The organism is Cupriavidus basilensis (assembly GCF_000832305.1).
Taxonomy (GTDB): Bacteria; Pseudomonadota; Gammaproteobacteria; order Burkholderiales; family Burkholderiaceae; genus Cupriavidus; species Cupriavidus basilensis_F.
Map to the genome: position 1 here is coordinate 1,933,013 of NZ_CP010537.1, position 16,064 is coordinate 1,949,076.

14 protein-coding genes and 1 pseudogene are annotated in these 16,064 nt (G+C 64.3%); 6 read left to right on the forward strand and 9 right to left on the reverse strand.

Going from position 1 to position 16,064, the window contains the following annotated elements; all coding sequences use genetic code 11:
- Nucleotides 1-114: 114 nt before the first annotated feature.
- Nucleotides 115-1,275: a porin gene (locus RR42_RS38945; RefSeq protein WP_082055144.1), complete on the forward strand. Its 1,161-nt coding sequence runs from the start codon at nt 115-117 to the stop codon at nt 1,273-1,275.
- Nucleotides 1,276-1,346: 71 nt separating this feature from the next.
- Nucleotides 1,347-1,661, forward strand: a complete 315-nt coding sequence (locus RR42_RS29330) for a hypothetical protein (protein WP_043355151.1) — start codon at nt 1,347-1,349, stop codon at nt 1,659-1,661.
- 299 nt (nt 1,662-1,960) lie between these two features.
- Here RR42_RS29330 and RR42_RS29335 read toward each other — a convergent pair whose 3' ends face one another.
- Nucleotides 1,961-3,157: a site-specific integrase gene (locus RR42_RS29335; protein ID WP_236702228.1), complete on the reverse strand. Its 1,197-nt coding sequence runs from the start codon at nt 3,155-3,157 to the stop codon at nt 1,961-1,963.
- A 122-nt stretch (nt 3,158-3,279) separates the two neighbouring features.
- Here RR42_RS29335 and RR42_RS29340 point away from each other — a divergent pair, with 122 nt between their 5' ends.
- Both RR42_RS29340 and RR42_RS29345 read left to right on the forward strand, forming a co-directional pair.
- A complete protein-coding gene (locus RR42_RS29340; RefSeq protein ID WP_043355154.1) occupies nt 3,280-4,248 on the forward strand; it encodes a DNA-binding protein in 969 nt (322 codons plus the stop codon).
- A 208-nt stretch (nt 4,249-4,456) separates the two neighbouring features.
- Nucleotides 4,457-4,822: an ArsR/SmtB family transcription factor gene (locus RR42_RS29345; protein WP_043355157.1), complete on the forward strand. Its 366-nt coding sequence runs from the start codon at nt 4,457-4,459 to the stop codon at nt 4,820-4,822.
- Nucleotides 4,823-4,901: 79 nt separating this feature from the next.
- On the opposite strand, the gene RR42_RS29350 is transcribed toward RR42_RS29345, so the two are convergent.
- The 5 genes and pseudogenes from RR42_RS29350 to RR42_RS29365 form a co-directional block, all read right to left on the reverse strand.
- On the reverse strand, nt 4,902-5,627 hold the full coding sequence (locus RR42_RS29350) for an aquaporin (RefSeq protein WP_043355159.1): 726 nt from the start codon (nt 5,625-5,627) through the stop codon (nt 4,902-4,904).
- A gap of 5 nt (nt 5,628-5,632) precedes the next feature.
- Entirely contained in the window at nt 5,633-6,127 is a 495-nt protein-coding gene (locus tag RR42_RS29355; protein WP_043355161.1) for an arsenate reductase ArsC, read from the reverse strand.
- 19 nt (nt 6,128-6,146) lie between these two features.
- Nucleotides 6,147-6,377: pseudogene (locus RR42_RS41285) on the reverse strand (arsenate reductase ArsC); the annotation flags it as partial.
- 15 nt (nt 6,378-6,392) lie between these two features.
- Nucleotides 6,393-6,875: an ArsI/CadI family heavy metal resistance metalloenzyme gene (locus RR42_RS29360; protein WP_043355163.1), complete on the reverse strand. Its 483-nt coding sequence runs from the start codon at nt 6,873-6,875 to the stop codon at nt 6,393-6,395.
- 12 nt (nt 6,876-6,887) lie between these two features.
- The gene (locus tag RR42_RS29365) at nt 6,888-7,214 is read right to left on the reverse strand and encodes an ArsR/SmtB family transcription factor (RefSeq protein WP_043358171.1); all 327 of its coding nucleotides are present in this window, start codon (nt 7,212-7,214) and stop codon (nt 6,888-6,890) included.
- A gap of 224 nt (nt 7,215-7,438) precedes the next feature.
- Between RR42_RS29365 and chrA the strand changes: the two genes are divergently transcribed.
- Nucleotides 7,439-8,665: a chromate efflux transporter gene (gene chrA / locus RR42_RS29370; RefSeq protein WP_043355165.1), complete on the forward strand. Its 1,227-nt coding sequence runs from the start codon at nt 7,439-7,441 to the stop codon at nt 8,663-8,665.
- Between the two features lie 26 nt (nt 8,666-8,691).
- Here the strand turns inward: chrA and RR42_RS29375 are convergent, their stop codons facing one another.
- From RR42_RS29375 to RR42_RS29385, 3 genes are all read right to left on the reverse strand, one after another.
- Nucleotides 8,692-11,178: an arsenate reductase (azurin) large subunit gene (locus RR42_RS29375; protein ID WP_043355167.1), complete on the reverse strand. Its 2,487-nt coding sequence runs from the start codon at nt 11,176-11,178 to the stop codon at nt 8,692-8,694.
- A 15-nt stretch (nt 11,179-11,193) separates the two neighbouring features.
- Entirely contained in the window at nt 11,194-11,712 is a 519-nt protein-coding gene (locus RR42_RS29380) for an arsenate reductase (azurin) small subunit (RefSeq protein WP_043355169.1), read from the reverse strand.
- Between the two features lie 402 nt (nt 11,713-12,114).
- The gene (locus RR42_RS29385) at nt 12,115-13,683 is read right to left on the reverse strand and encodes a fatty acid--CoA ligase (protein ID WP_043355171.1); all 1,569 of its coding nucleotides are present in this window, start codon (nt 13,681-13,683) and stop codon (nt 12,115-12,117) included.
- Between the two features lie 276 nt (nt 13,684-13,959).
- On the opposite strand from RR42_RS29385, the gene RR42_RS29390 reads away from it, so the two are divergent.
- Nucleotides 13,960-15,795: an acyclic terpene utilization AtuA family protein gene (locus RR42_RS29390; protein ID WP_043355173.1), complete on the forward strand. Its 1,836-nt coding sequence runs from the start codon at nt 13,960-13,962 to the stop codon at nt 15,793-15,795.
- Nucleotides 15,796-16,064: the final 269 nt, after the last annotated feature.

A 16,064-nucleotide genomic window follows, 5' to 3' on the forward strand; every position in this document is an offset into this window, starting at 1 on the left:
AGACCACTTGCATTAAAGCGTCTTCTAGACGAGACGGGACATTGGGTGCGTGGCCTCCGCCCAATGCGGGCTGCTGTGCGAGAGGCCGTATAAATCATGGTGGGGAGACAAATAATGAAAGTAAATCCAATTATTCTGGGTGCTTTGAGCCTTTTTTCTGGCACGACCTGGGCTCAGTCGAGCGTCGTTCTGTATGGCGTTGCCGACATGAGCCTGGAATATGCAAGTCGCGTCGGGACGGTGCCATTGGCCAGCAATGGGTTCAATAGCGGAGCCGGAAAAAGCGTCTATCGCATGGATTCTGGTGGTCTGTCCGGATCGCGCTGGGGGATTCGCGGCACAGAGGATATTGGTGGCGGCCTGCAGTCCGTTTTTGTCCTGGAAAGCGGCGTGAGTATGGATAATGGTAATCAGATGCAAGGCCGACTTTTTGGACGCCAGGCGTTTGTTGGATTGCAAAGCAGCTCACTCGGGAAATTCACATTCGGCCGCCAATACACATCGCTGTTCGATTCCATTGCGAATTTTTCACCAACGATCTACGCGACGCAGTACTCCCCAACGGTACTGCTTCTTGGCGCGGCCTATCGAGAAGACAACACGGCGAAGTATAGCGGTGTCTTTGGCCCCTTCGTTGTCGGCGCCCATTGGTCGTTTGGGACAGGTCTTGCGTTACCCGCCACCGCAGCAAGTACAAGCCCGCTCACAGGAACTGGGGAGGTTCCGGGGCAGTTTCGCCGAGATTCGGCATATGGCGTTGGCGTGAATTACTTTGCCGGCGGTCTTGGCGCCGCGCTGGCTTTTGATGAATTCAACCCCAGCATGGTGAACGGGACGGGAGGTTTCAAAAAACTCGCGATTGCAGGAAGCTATGCTGCGGGGCCCGCAAAGCTCATGGCAGGATACCGTTGGGGAAAGAATAATGATGGAGCCGGTAATGAAATCCTGCGAGACGATTTCTATTGGATCGGTGCAAACTACAAGATGACCGGAAATGTGGATCTCACTTTTGAGTATGCGTACGACAAGATCCATCGCATAGTGAGCGAATCAAAATTGGGCAATCCATGGCAAGTAACGGTAATCGCGAACTATTCATTTTCAAAACGTACGAGCGCCTACGTCGCAACTTCTTTCGCAAAGAACGCGGGGCTCAATCTTGACAATGCCGCCATAAATTACGCCAACAGTCTGGGGACGGGGAATAGCTACGCTCTCGGTGCAGGCGAAACGTCCATGGTCGGGGTGGGGCTTGGAATCCGTCACACGTTTTGAGTGACGTTTTGAGATACCCTGCAAGAATTCTCGGCGTTTTAGTCAGATGGTGTTTACACCAAGGAGAGAAAATGATTACCAAATCGGTCATTTTTAGTGGGCTTACCGTCGCGGTGCTGGCGGCTTCGAGCTTCACCACCGTAGCGCTCGCTGGAAGCAAGGGCGCAAAGGCACGCCCTTGGGTGGACGTTGTGCTCCATGTCAAGCTGGACGCCAAAGGCAGTGCGGCGAAGTTGGGGCCCTTCGATCCGTTCAGCGACGGCACGCGAACTGGCGCGCCCGATCCACATGTGGACATGGCAAAGCGCAAGGTGCTCGACACGTTCGGTGCTGGCTTCGACATGCGATCGACCGGCCGCGATTCGCCAAGTAACGGCTTGACCTGAATCCGATGCTTTCGATGCTGGACGCTGCGTAAGCAGTGGCAAATTTCTGTACCCGCCTGCCCTTGTCTACCTCCGTGGTTCTCTTGACCTTGGGGCAGGCGGTCTTTTTTCTTGTCCGATTGCTTTCCGAGCCATGTCCGACACGGGCACTTCCGCGACGCCGGGGTGCGACCATCATGCTGCTACGGTTACGTGGGCTTCGTGACAGGCGATCGCTTCCTCACAAATATCAGACGACGCGCGCCATCACGATTCCGCGAGGAATTGCCTCGTTCAAGGCGTCACCCACGGACTTTCGTTTAGCGCGCTGTCAATGATTGGGACACCCCGGGCGGGGGCGGCTCGGCATCCTCGTCCGGCACGCCGATCAGGTCAGCCGCCACCGAGCGCCGCGCATCCGCCGCCCGGAAATACCGCACCAGTGTCGCTACGCTGGTGTGCCCCGTCATGGCCATGGCCTCGGCCATCGGCACCTGGCGCGACGCTGCCTCGGTCACGAAACCCGAGCGCAGCGAATGCGCCGAGAAATCTCCCTCCAGCCCGGCCGCCTCGCAACGCTGCCTGACGATCTTGCGCACGGCGGCGTCGGACAGCGCTTGGCCCACATGCCCGCCACGGCGTACGCGCCGGAAGATCGCGCCATCGCCAATCCCCGCTGCTTTCAGCCAGGCCTCCAGCGCCGTGCCCGCCGCGCCGATCACCGGCTTGGCGTTGTCCGGCAGGTCGGCCCCGGCCTGGTTGGTCTTGGACCAGCCCAGTTGATAGACAAACTCGCCCGGCGCGAGGCGCCGCAGGTTAGCCAGGGTGGCCCCCGCCACCTCGGAGCGCCGCCGGCCACCGCTGGACCAGGCGAACAGCAGCAGCGCACGGTCGCGCAGGCCGATCAGCGAATCGTCACAGGTTTCCAGCAGCCGGGATAACGGCTCACGCGTCAGCGCCGCCTTGCGCGCCGGGCGCTCGCCGCGCTTGGCGTAGGCCCGGCGCGTGCGCGCCACCAGTTCACGCACGGCCGGGTCGGCACAGGGGTTATCCAGGTTTTCCAGCCGATGCGCCTTGGCAATAACGGCCAGCCGGTGCATCAGCGTGGCTAACGCCGGCGGGCCTGTACGCGCCTTGAGGCCACGGGCGACCAGTGCCGCGTCGATGGCCGGCGGCAATTCGCTGACCGGGCCCTGGGGCGTGGTCCGCGTGGCGTGGTCTACGACGAACTGGATGATGACCGCCGGCTGCAAGGGAAGGGCGATCGGCTGGCCGTAGCGCAGCGCGAACCAACCAGCCCAATACCGTAAGGCGGAGCGATAGCTGGCCACCGTGTTGGCGGATTCGCCCTCGCGGTACAGCGCTTCGGCGGCCTGGCGGCCCAGCGGGTCGAGTTCGGACGGGCGGAGCGGCGCGGGAAAATCGGCATGAACGGGCTTCAGGCTGAGGGAATCGGGGCGATTTGGCAGGTTTTCGGCCTTGTCACCGAGGAATAGGGGTGGTTCTTGAGAAATCATAATAAATATGATGTATGCTGTATTAAATTATACACCAGTATCAGATAAGGCACGATAACTATTCATTATCGTGCCTTATCTTCGGGGCGAGATCCAACGTCGCCAAAAAACCTGCCCGGACCATGCAAAACGCCAATCTGCCCGCCACGCGCTCCCGCTCCATCACCCAGCAAGATGTCTGGCAAGCCGCCGATGCCTTGCTGCTGGCCGGCCAGCGCCCGACTATCGAACGGATCCGGCTGCATCTTGGGCGCGGCTCGCCAAACACCGTCAGCCCGCACCTGGACGCCTGGTTTGCCGGGCTGGGCGCGCGTTTGCAGGACCCGCAGGCGTTTGCGGCGCCAGCGAGCCTGCCCGAGCCGGTGAACCAGGCTGCACGCTATTTGTGGGATGCGGCGCAAGCCGAGGCCCGGGCCACCGTGTCGGCGAGCTATGCCGCCAGGGAATCGGAACTGGCGCTGGCGAGGGCAGCGGTCGAGGCGGAGCAGGCCGCGCTGGCGCAGGAACGCGCCATCCTGATGGCGAAGCTGGACGCTGCCGACAACGCCCTTGCCGAACTGGCGCGCGCCCGGGATGAAGCCAGCGAACGCGCTGCCCGTGCCGAGGCGCAACTGGTGGCGCAGCAGGCCGAGAACGACGCCGTGCGCGCCGCGCTGGGACGCGCGCAGGAAGAGAAGGACGCGTTGCTGCGCGATACCGCCAGCCAGCGCGCCGCTTGGGACAAGGAGCGCGAAACCATGGCGGATCGCTTTGGCGCCAATGAGCGGCGCATGGCGCTGGAACTGGACGGCGCGCGGGTGGCGCTGCGCGAAGGGCAGCGCCAGATGGACAACGAGCGCAAGGCGGCCCAGCAAAAGCTGGCGGACGCGGCACAAGCCGCGGGGCGGCAAGCCGAGGAACTGGCAAAGGTGGGGAATGCCGTGGCTGTGCTGGATGAGCGGGTCCGGCAGCAGGATGGCTTGCTGGCCGAGTACCGGCAGCAATTGGAAAACCGAGGGGAGCCGGACGCGGATATCGCGCGGGCAGCACGCCCGCCGATACGAAAGGCTCGCCCGATCAGGCCCGCCCGGCCACCGAGGTTCAAGGTGTAATGGGAGGCGCAGGCGCTTCAGAAAACGGACAATATTGCGCGCGAAGCTTTCGGGAACCCGGCCAGAAGCTTGTCACCGGGTAGCAAAGGCCTGATCCATCGGGCGTGCCCGCTTGACCTCGTCGCTTTGCAGGCAGATCGAGATGGTAACCGTCCATCCGAAAACTGAAGGAGAATACGTGGAATCGTCGCTCTGAATGCAACAAGCAATGAACAGTGCTTCCGCCGTAAAGGCCCTGGCCGCGCTCGCGCAACAATCTCGCCTGGCGATCTTCCGCCTGCTGGTCCAAACTGGCCCAGCCGGCGTGCATGCCGGGCGGATTGGCGAGGCGTTGGGCCTGCCCCCGGCAACCCTGTCCTTTCATCTCAAGGAATTGGCCAATGCCGGCCTGGTCGCGAGCAGGCAGGAAGGCCGGAACGTCATCTACCAGGCCCGGTACCAGCAGATGAACGAGCTGCTAGGCTTCCTGATGGAACACTGCTGTGAAGGGGATCCGAAGGGCTGCGACGTTCCCTCCTTTGCGTGCCAGCCCAAGCGCCCAGCACGAACAAAGGCCACAGCCAAGTCAGATTGAATTGCGGGCCGAAGAGCGCGGACCTTCGAGCGCGCTCCGATGGATCTGACCGGCAGGTGCCACGCAACGACGGCATTCCTCAGATGTGCCCACCCGTTGCGGGCGAGTCTTCCTGTTGGCCTGACGCCTCGATCACGTTTGGGTGACCCTGTTCCTGCACGCGTGGCAGCAATGCGGTATGCAGCAGCAGCCCGATACAGGCGCCGAGCAGCTCGGCGAGCACGAATCCCGGCACGCTTGCCGGCGCAATACCGGCGAAGCTATTGCTGAACATCCGCCCGAAGGCAGCAGCGGGATTAGCGAAGGAGGTGGAGGCGGTAAACCAGTAAGCCGCACCGATGTAGCTTGCCACCATTGCCGGGGCGCGTCCGTCAGGGGCGCGGAGGATGACCAGTATCAGGCCGGCCGTCGCCACGGCTTCCGCGATCCATTGGCCTGGCCCGCTGCGCATCTTGGCCGATAGCTGCAGGATGCTCACATCGAACATCGCGTGTGCCAGCCAGGCACCCAGCACCGCACCGGCCAACTGCGCGACGATGTAGGGGGCCAGGGCGTATCGAGGCAGTTCGCCCTTCACCGCCATCACCATGCTCACGGCCGGATTGAAATGCGCGCCGCTGATCGGGCCGAATACCTCGATGAGCACGTACAGGCCGCCTACCGTAGCTAGCGTGTTGGCCAGCAGGGCAACGGCAACATTGCCGCCGGCCAGGCGCTCGGCCATGATGCCCGAACCGATCACCACGGCAAGCAGTAGCGCGGTACCGATCACTTCCCCTGCAATCTGGCGTGGCAGACCGATCATGGCGGTTAGCTCCGCGCTATCTTGGTCAAGGCTTCCTGCAGTTGCGCATTGCTCATTGCCTCAAGCGGCAGCATGAGCAGTTGCAGCATGCGGTAGCCGATCGCCTGCCGCGTCAGCTCGAACGCAAGGTGCTTTGCGTCGTCACCGCCCTGCGCGTGCGAGGGGTCGGCATACCCCCAGTGCATCTTGACCGGGCTGCCCGGCCAGTATGGGCACGCCTCGGCCGCGGCGCTATCGCAGACGGTGATCACAATATCCATCTTGGGTGCATCGTCGCCGACGAACTCGTCCCAGCTCTTGCTGCGATAGCCCTCCACATCGACGCCGGCCTGGCTCAGCGCTTCGAGCGCAAACGGGTTGATGCGGCCGCTTGGCGCGCTGCCGGCGCTATAGGCCCGGACATCCCTATCAAGCTGTTTTGCCAGATGGTTGAGCATGCCCTCGCTCAACACGCTGCGAGCCGAATTGTGGGTGCAAAGAATCAGAACGTTGGTCGTCATGGGAACCGCCCGGTGATGGTCAGCTTTGCCCGATATCGCGCACTGCCTTTTGAAGGGCAACGGCATCGAGCTTGAGGATAGGTAGGGACAGGAACAATTCGATGCGGCGTTTCAGCGTGATGGCGGCATCGTTGATCGCCTACCGCTTCTGCGCCTCGGTCCCTTCGCATGTGGCCGGGTCCGGCACATTTCAGTGCGCCGTCATCGGTTGACCGGGCCATACCGGGCACATTTCTCCGGTGACCCTGTCGCTCATGATGAGCCTTCAGCAGCACGATGCGTTGGATTTCACGGCGATGCCGATCGGCTTGCCCTGCGGGGCGCGCGGCGCGCAACATGCCGAGTCTGCGTTCGCGGACTCCGCGGGCCGGCTTTCACCGAACACCGGCACATTCCCGAGCGTGTGGAAATGCTCCCACGCGATGCCTTGCGGATCCGTAACCCAGTGCTTCTCGCTACGTGCGTAGCAGCAGGTCGTCTGCCCTTCATCAAGCAGCGCCATATCGGCAGCTTCCGCACGGTCTTTCAGCGCCACCAGTTCCTCCGCGTTGTCGGTCTGGAATCCCAGGTGATCCACGCCAGACTCACCGCCACGGGTGGAGATGGCGAAGTTCACTCGCGGATCCTCTAGCATCCACTTCGCGTAGTCGCTCTCGACCCGCGTGGGCGCGGCCGCGAACAGCTTCGAGTAGAAGGCAATGCTCTTGCCGAGGTCCTGGACGTTGAGGTGGACGTGAAAGCGCTTCATTGGATTTCCCCTTTAACACGCACAAACGGTGGCGGCGGTATTGTCGAAACAGGCCTCCCCTTGGCAGCAGTTGGCTGTCAGGAAGCCAAGCAGGTCGTTCATGTGCTCAAACGCTGCGCGATAGATCAGATGCCGGCCTTCACGCTCTTGCGTGATCAGACTGGCATTCATCAATTCCTTCAGGTGGAAGGACAACGTCGCACCGGGCACCCCGATCTGTTCGGTCATCGCGCCGGGCGTCAACCCGGATGGCCCGGCCACCACCAGCAAGCGGAAAACCTGTAGCCGCAGGCCATGGGCCAGGGCGGCGAGAGAGCGGATTGCTTCGTTTTCTTCCATGTTTCCATAATATTGGAAATATTGACCAAAAACAAGGGCGACGAAGGCGGGCGAGGCGCGCGCCAGGCCGACGACAGGCGACGCCGGCAAGCCGACCGTGTGCGGATTCTGTGCGCGCCGGCGCGGTGGTTTGACGCCTGTCATCCAGGGTCGTTAGCATGGGAGGGTTATCGATCTTCGATAGCGAAAATCGATTGTTTGCCAACCGAAGTGGAGTTGAATGGATGCTAGCCACCGAGAATGAGGTCAAGAGGGATAGGGATGCCATTGCCAATGCCTGGGCGGTGCTTCTCGCTTTCCTCCGGCTGGGCCTGACTTCCTTTGGGGGGCCGATTGCCCACCTAGGCTACTTCCGAGAGGAATTCGTCACGCGTCGACGCTGGCTGAGCGAGCGCAGCTATGCGGATCTGGTTGCCCTCTGCCAGTTTTTGCCCGGTCCCGCCAGCAGCCAGGTTGGCATGGCGATAGGCTTGTCGCGCGCCGGCTTCATGGGCGCGGTGGCGGCCTGGGTCGGGTTCACGTTGCCGTCCGCAGTGGCCCTGGTGCTGTTCGCTCTGAGCATTTCGACGTGGGGCGATGTGATACCGGCCGGTGCGTTGCATGGCCTGAAGGTGGTGGCCGTGGCCGTGGTCGCGCAGGCCGTCTGGGGCATGGCCCGCAGTCTCTGCACGGACACTACCCGTATCACCATTGCGGCGTTCTCCGCCTGCATCGCGCAGCTTTGGCCGAATGCGTGGGGACAGGTCGGCGTGATCGCTGCGTCCGCCGTGGTGGGCCTGGCGATGTTCAAGCCAGCCCGCGATGTAACCCACGATCCGCTTCCGATCTCAATCAGCCGGCGTGTCGGGGGCTTGCTGCTGGGCGCCTTTTTCATCCTGCTGGCGGGCCTGCCCCTGGCCGTGCAGGCGTGGCCCAATCAGACTCTGGCTGTAGCGGGTGCATTCTATCGTGCGGGATCGCTGGTCTTTGGCGGGGGGCACGTGGTGCTGCCGCTCTTGCAAGCCGCGGTGGTGCCCAGCGGCTGGGTAACGAATGACACCTTCCTGGCGGGCTACGGCGCAGCGCAGGCGGTGCCGGGGCCGCTATTCACGTTTGCAGCGTTTCTCGGCGCGTCCATGACGGTTGCGCCGAGCGGATGGATCGGTGCGCTGGTGTGCCTGGTGGCTATTTTTGTCCCGTCGTTTCTATTGGTAGCCGGCACGTTGCCGTTCTGGGAGCAGCTGCGCCGCAACGTGCGCACGCAGGCGGCGCTTGCCGGCGTGAACGCGGGTGTGGTCGGGTTATTGCTGGCCGCGCTCTATCATCCCGTCTGGACCAGCGCCGTGCACGGGCCCGCAGACTTCGGACTCGCGGTGATCGCGTTCGTGGCGCTCATGTTCTGGAAGCTTCCGCCGTGGCTGGTTGTCATTTGCAGCGGAGCCGCCGGGTGGCTGCTGAGCGTGGCCCTTTAACATTCGCGCCGCCGAGCGGGCTCGCGCTAGGCGCGGTCAAACCGCCGCCGCTTGAAGCTGACGGTGTCCTTGAAGTCCTGCATGCTGCCAACGCGGCGCAGGTCCGCCCAGGTGCCCTTGTAGTACGGCACCACATTGCGGTCGGTCCACGGCGTGGTCACGTTGCCCATGACCCCGTTGAAATGACCAAACTGCATGAAGGTCTGGTTGCGTTTGATGTCTGGCTCCAGGTAGGCAAGGGCATAGGTGGAACCGTAGTCGTTATAGACTTCGACCACATCGCCGGAGGCCACGCCCAGCGCTTGCGCGTCCGCTGGATGGATCTCGAGATAGGCCATGGGCACCCGCGCACGCACGAATTCGTTGAACTGGTCGTGGTACATCGTCTGCCACACTTCGTTGACCCGGCCGTTGTTGATCCAGAAGTGATACTTGGCCTTCTGCTCGGCGACAGGCTTCGGCAGCCCGGGCCAGGTCGCCGGCTTGAACTCGGCCTTGCCATCGGGCGTATCGAACTTGCCGTCCATGTAGAGCATTTCGGTCCCGGCCAACTGGCCGTTGCGGTACGCCTTCGCAGGCAGCTGCACGCCGTTGTTGCCCATCGCACGCAGGCGCTCGTATGTGACCAGGTTGCCGGTCTTGCCGCCCTGGCTATCGATCGGGACGGCGCCGGGCTGGCCCGCCTGACGGAAGCCGTCATTGAAGGCATCCTCTTCGGTCCGCCAGTCGAAGCCGCCAAAGCGCGCGGCCATCTCGCCCTTGCCCTCGGCCTCGTACAAGCGCTTGAGCGTATTGGCAATACCGGCGGCGATCAGGCAGTCCGGGCGCGCGGTGCCCGGTGGATCCATGAACTTGTCCGACAAGCGCATCCGGCGCTCGCCGTTCATCGACGTCAGGTGCATCTCGCCCGGATGCGCGGCCGGCAGCATCAGGTGGGCGGCGTCAGCCAGGCTGGTGGGATACAGGTTGATGTTGGTCAGGAACAGCCCGCCCTTGCTCTTCACAGCATCGTAGATCGCATCCGCCATCTGCGGCACGGTGGCCCCGCGCTGGCGTGCCATCGCCTCTCGCACAACCGCGGTGCGCCGCAGGATCACGGCGCGGTGCTCCTGCGCATTGAGTGTGGTCTGGAACGGATTGGCGCCCCACGCCGTGTACATCAGCCCCTTGCCGTGGATGATCTCCTGGTCCACATAAATCTTCGTGCTGCCAGGATAGGGTGGCCTGGCATAACCCTCCTGGTGCCCGCCCATGCGCACCACGCCCGTGCCGCGCCGGCCGACGTTGTGCGTGGCCAGGACCAGGTCCACCAGCGCGGACTGGATGAGGTAGTTGTCGTTGCCCCAGATGATGCCCTTCTCGTAGGCATGCATCGTATGCGGCCGGTGGCCGGACGCCTTTGGCTTGTAGGCCCACTCGGCCGCGCGCCTGAGCTTGTCGACCGGGATGCCGGTAATGCGGCTGGTGTCTTCCAGCGACAACCGGTTCGCGCGCAGCGCCGCATCGAATCCCTTGGTATAGCCCGCGATGAATTCCTGATCGTGCCAGCCCTGGTCGACCACATGGGTCAGCAACCCATCGAACAGGGCAATGTCGGTGCCGGGCTCGATATCGAGGTGCAGCACGTTGTCCTTGCCGGCCGCCTGCTCCGCCACCGCGATCGTGGTGGTGCGGCGCGGGTCCACGAAAATCACCTTGGCCGCGGCGATGCTTTCGCCCGGGAAGCGCGCCTTGCGCTTGTCCATGGTCTGGCCCTGCAGATTCGGCAGCCAGTGCGCCAGGAAGTAGTTGGTCTGGGTCTCGTAGGAGTTGCAGCCGATTGCCATGATCACATCGGCGAGTTCGGCATCCTCATAGCTGTTGTTGAGTTCGCCGATGCCCATTTCGCGGGTGGCATGGCATTCGGAGTTGTAGGCCGGCCGATTGTGGATCCGGACCAGAGGCGTCTTGAGCGCCGTGAACATCAGCTTGCCGGTGCCCCAGGTGTTCTCGAAGCCGCCGCCCGCGCCACCGTGGTCAAAGCAATCGAACGCCAGCGCTGCGGGCCCGTCGCGATCCAGGATCCGCTTGGTTACGCTGGCGTAAAGGGCCAGCGCGTCATCCCAGCTGGTATCGACCCATTGGTCGGCCATATAGACGCGCGGGCTGCGCAAGCGGGCCCTGGCCACGCCGTCCGGGTTGTACATCACCTTGGCCAACTGACCGCCTCGCGTTGACGACAAGCCTTGGTTCACGCTGCATTGCTTGTCGGGCACGATGAAGATGTTGTGGCGCTGGCCGTCCCGGTCGGTGACGGTGTTCTGCATGTTCGGCGTCATCACCACCGCCAGCGCAGGCAGTTGCTTGCGAAAGTCCAGCCCGAGCGCGTTCTGGCCGGGCGCTCGGCCGCCCTCGATGTTCTCCGGCCATTTGTAGACGTGATAGCCGCACCCGACGATGCAGAAATGGCAGGTCAGGTTGGTCCGCTGCGCATTCACGGGTGGCAGGGCCACCCGGTCCTTGTTGGTTGCCATGGCAGTACGCCCCCTTCACAGCAGGTTGGCTTGACGCCCGTAGATCAGCCCCTCGACACCGACGGCTTTCACCGTGCCATCGCTGGCGTTGTACTGCAACTGGACCATGGGCAGGTTTTCGGTTGCCTGTCCCGACACCATCTGCCCGCTTTTCTCGGGGTCGAAGATGCTGAAATGGCAGGGGCACTTGAAGGTGCGGGCGCCAGCGTCGTAGGCAACCGGGCAGCCCATGTGCGTACAGAGCGTGCTGTAGGCCACCACGTCGCGGTCGGGGCCAACCCCGCCTGGCACTGGCATTCCCATCTTGATGGCGACGCAGGGCGACGACGCGTCCGGGTAGAGGAAACTGACCGGCGTATTGACCCGCAGCTGTCCGATCTGCGCAACCACCCTAGGGGCGAAAGGCAGCGTCGTCCGGCCCGGATCGCTGGGGGGTGGCGCAGCTTGCGCCGGGGTGGGCAAGCTTCCAGAAACACCAATGCCGGCGGCCGCGCCGCCGGTGGCCTTCAGGAACTCTCTGCGCGTGATGGACATGATCCCCCCTCCTGCGGATTGCGATCGCGATGCCCGTCGCGGGTCGCCGGCACTCCGTGGTCGTTGGCATGGGGGCATGCTTGCGGCCGCAGCCCCGGTGGGGCCACGCGGCGATGACTACCGCCGATATTTTTGGAAATATTTAATTATTTCTAGGGCAACGGCGCGACGAATGCAAGCTGCACTGCGGTACAGATACCGTCACCAGGTAGTGCGACCGTGCGACGCTCCGTGCCACAAGGCGGGTCTATCTTAATGCTAGATCCAGCTTTGACAGCGGGGTGCAACCAGTTGAATTCATTGGAAATTTTCACAATGTTTCCACACCGGAATACCTGACGCCTGACATCAGGACACGCCGATAAACCATTGATTTTCATGCGTTCCGATGGCCAGGCTGCTTTATGTCCTCCGCAGCAAGTGTTTCTGGATTTTCCCGCTTGTGGTCTTTGGCAGCGCATCGACGAAGTGATACCGGCGCGGCCGCTTGTAGGCGGCCAGCCGGTCACCATGCACCAGGAAGCCGTCGAGCAGTGCCGCGGTAGCTTGCGCTCCGGGCTTGAGCACCACATAGGCGCCGACAACCTGTCCCCAGGTAGCATCCGCCTCGCCGATGACCGCCACTTCCAGCACGGCGGCGTGTTCGATCAGCGCATCCTCGACTTCCCGCGGATACACATTCTCGGCGCCCGAATTGATCATGTAGTCGATGCGATCGCGTACCCACAGGTAGCCGTCCTCGTCCAGGCTGCCGAGGTCGCCGGTGTGGTACCAGCCATGGGCCAGGGCGCGCGCATTGGCGTCCGGGCGGTTCAGGTAGCCGGCCATCATGCACGGGCCGCGCACCAGGATCTCGCCAACTTCTCCGGGTGCGCAAGGCCGGGCCGGATCGGTCGGGGCGTCGTCCTCGCGCAGCACCGCAACCACCAGGTCGTGATTGAGCGAGGGCAGGCCGGCCGAGCCGGCGTGGCTGAGCTGCTCATGCGGATACAGCACGGACATGCAGGGCCCCATCTCGGTGGTGCCATACACCTGCACCAAGCCCGCGCCAACCACGCGATCCCACTCGCGGATCAGGTGCGGCGCCATCGATGCGCCGCCGTACTCCACCAGCCGCAGCGACGACACATCGCGCGTGTGGGCGTCCGGGTGGTTGAGCATCATGCCGACCATGGTCGGCGCGGCGAAGAAGTGCGTGACGTTCTCGGCTTCGACCAGTTGCCAGGCCTCGCCGGCATCGAAGCGCCGCTGCAGCACCTGCGTGGCGCCCAGCTGCAGGCGCGGCAGGAAGCTGGTGTGCAGCTCCGCCGTGTGGTTCAGCGGCGCAATCGACAAGCCCACGTCCTCGCGCGAGAGCGTCATGGCCTGATGCATCATCGCGTTGTGCGCGAGCTTGCTGCGATGCGTGTGCAGCACGCCCTTGGGGCGGCCGGTGGTGCCGCTGGTGTACATCAGGATGCAGGGATCGTTTTCGTCCACGGCGATGCCTGGCGCGTCTTGCGGCTGCCCCGCGGCCAGCGTGGCCAGGTGGTGCGTGGCAAAGGCCGGTGCCGGCTCGGGGTCCGCATAGATCCAGCGTGTTGTGCCCGGGGCCAGCTCGGCGGCTTTTTCCACCACGGCGCAGCCTTCCTGCTCGAACAGCAGGGCGCTGGCCTTGCCATCCTCCAGGATGAAGGCCAGTTCCTGGGCGGCCAGCCGGTAGTTGATCGGATTGAAGATCGCGCCCACGCGGGCCGCAGCCAGCATGCTGAAGACAAAGGCTGGCGTGTTGTAGAGGAAGGCCGCAACCACATCGCCATGGCCTACGCCGATCGACAGCAGCGCATGGGCGTGGCGATTCACCTGCGCATCCAGCTCGGCATAGGTCCAGGTGCGGCGGCTTGGCCCCACGCCGGCGACCAGCGCGATCTTGCGTGGCAGGTAGCGCGCGGGCCAGGAAAGGGTGTCGCCCAGCGTAAGGACGTGACTCAAGGCAATGCTCCAACAGCGGGGGTGGGGGGCGCCGGCGGGCAAGGCAAGCCGGCGAGGGCGGTCGAAAGAAAGCGGTCGAATATAAAGCCGGCGTCTCTTTTTGGGAAATAACGATTTGCACTTTGCATATATGGATCCGCCCGGGCGCGCGGCGCCGAAGCCAATTGACGCAAGACGCCATGCCTGCAAGTGGCTATCGTTCCTGCAAGGCCGGCGAGCCATGACTCGCCGATGACAATGGCAATCGAAGACTGAGGCGAAAGGGGAAGCGCGTCCATGAACAAGCAAAGTCGGCAGGGCAAGGAAAACGTGCGGATAGGCGGCGCCTCCGGTTTCTGGGGCGACAGCGCAATCGGCCCGGTCCAGCTGGTGGACAAGGGCGACATCGACTACCTGGTGTTCGACTACCTGGCTGAGCTCACCATGTCGCTGCTGGCGGCGGCGCGGCTGAAGAACCCGGAAGCCGGCTATGCGCTGGATTTTGTCAGCGGGGCCCTGCGCTCGGTGCTCAAGCCAGCCATGGAAAAGGGCATCCGCATCGTGAGCAATGCCGGTGGCGTGAATCCGCGGGCCTGCGCGGCGGCGGTGCGCAAGCTGGCCGAGGAACTCGGCGTGACGGTGCGGGTGGCGGTGGTCGATGGCGACGACCTGTTGCCGCAGCTCGACGCGCTGCGCGCGGCAGGCACGCGCGACATGCAGAGCGGCGCCGCGATGCCGGCCCGCATCCTGACGGCCAACGCTTACCTGGGCGCCGTGCCGATCCGGGCCGCGCTGGATGCCGGCGCGGATATCGTGATCACCGGGCGCTGCGTGGACAGCGCGGTGACGCTGGGCGTGCTGATGCACGAGTTCAACTGGAGCCCCACCGACTACGACCTGCTGTGCGCGGGCAGCCTGGCGGGGCACATCATCGAGTGCGGCTGCCAGGCCACCGGCGGCCTGCACACCGACTGGGAGCAGGTGCCGGACTGGGCCAATATCGGCTACCCGGTGGTGACCTGCCGGGCGGATGGCACCTTCCTGGTCGGCAAGCCGCCCGGCACCGGCGGGCTGGTCAGCCCCGCCACCGTCGGCGAGCAGATGCTGTACGAGATAGGCGATCCCGCTGCCTACCTGCTGCCTGACGTGATCTGCGATTTCACCGGCGTCACGCTGCGCCAGGCCGGGCCGGACCTGGTGGAAGTGCGGGGCGCCAAGGGTCGCCCGCCTACCGCCAGCTACAAGGTCTCGGCCACCTATGCCGACGGCTACCGCTGCTCGGCGCAACTGACCATCGTGGGCTTCGATGCCGTGCGCAAGGCGCGGCGCAGCGGCGAGGCCTTCCTGGCGCGCACGCGCGGCATGCTGGCACGGGCCGGGCAGCCGGATTTTACCGAGACCCGGCTGGACGTGCTGGGCACCGCCGCGGCCTTTGGCCCGCATGTGCCGCAACCGGCCTTGTTCGAGGCGGTGATGTGGCTGGCGGTGACGCATCCGGACAAGCGCGCACTGGAGTTGTTCGCGCGAGAGATCGCGCCGGCAGGCACTTCGTGGTCGCCCGGCACCACCGGGGTAGGCGGGCGGCCATCGGTCAGCATGGCCATCAAGCAGTTTCCCTTCCTGGTGCCAAAAACGCGGGTCCAGCCCGCCGTGTGGCTTGACGAGCAGCCGGTGCCGCTGCCCGCGACCTTGGCCTGCGCAAGCGATACGCCAACCGGCCCGGTGCCGGCGGGCAGGCCAGCCCGCGCCTCGACGCCTTCTGCGGCGGCCACTGAGCCTGCCGCAGACTGGGTCGATGTGCCGCTGATCCGGCTGGCGTACGGGCGTAGTGGCGACAAGGGCGACTTTTCCAACATCGGCATCATCGCGCGCGACGCCGCCTACCTGCCGCTGATCGACGCGCAGCTGACGGAGGCCGCCGTGGCCGCGTTCCTTGCGCACAACGTCAAGGGCAGGGTGACGCGTTACTTCCTGCCCGGCATCGGCGCCTTCAACTTCCTGTGCGAGCAGGCGCTGGGCGGCGGCGGCATGGCGTCGCTGCGCAACGATCCGCTGGGCAAGGGGATGGGCCAGGTCCTGCTGGCCATGCCGGTGCGGGTGCCGCCGGCGCTGGCGCGGTCACTGGGCGCCTGAGCCAGGCCGGATGGGGTCTGTCCCGGCGCCGACCCCGACCCCGACGGAATGCGGCATCGGGATAAACCCCCATCCGGCGGCTGTTTGGCCCCCTTCGCTGGCATCATGACGCAGGCGCGCAAGGCCGCCGGGCGGCTGCCCGCGCGCTCTTGCCGAACCAGGCGCCAGCCGTCAGTCACATCAGCCACATCGGCCACATCGGCCACGCGCGGCGCCGCGAACAGTGAGACCCAGATGCAGCCAGTTTTGCCATGCACACCGGATGCCGC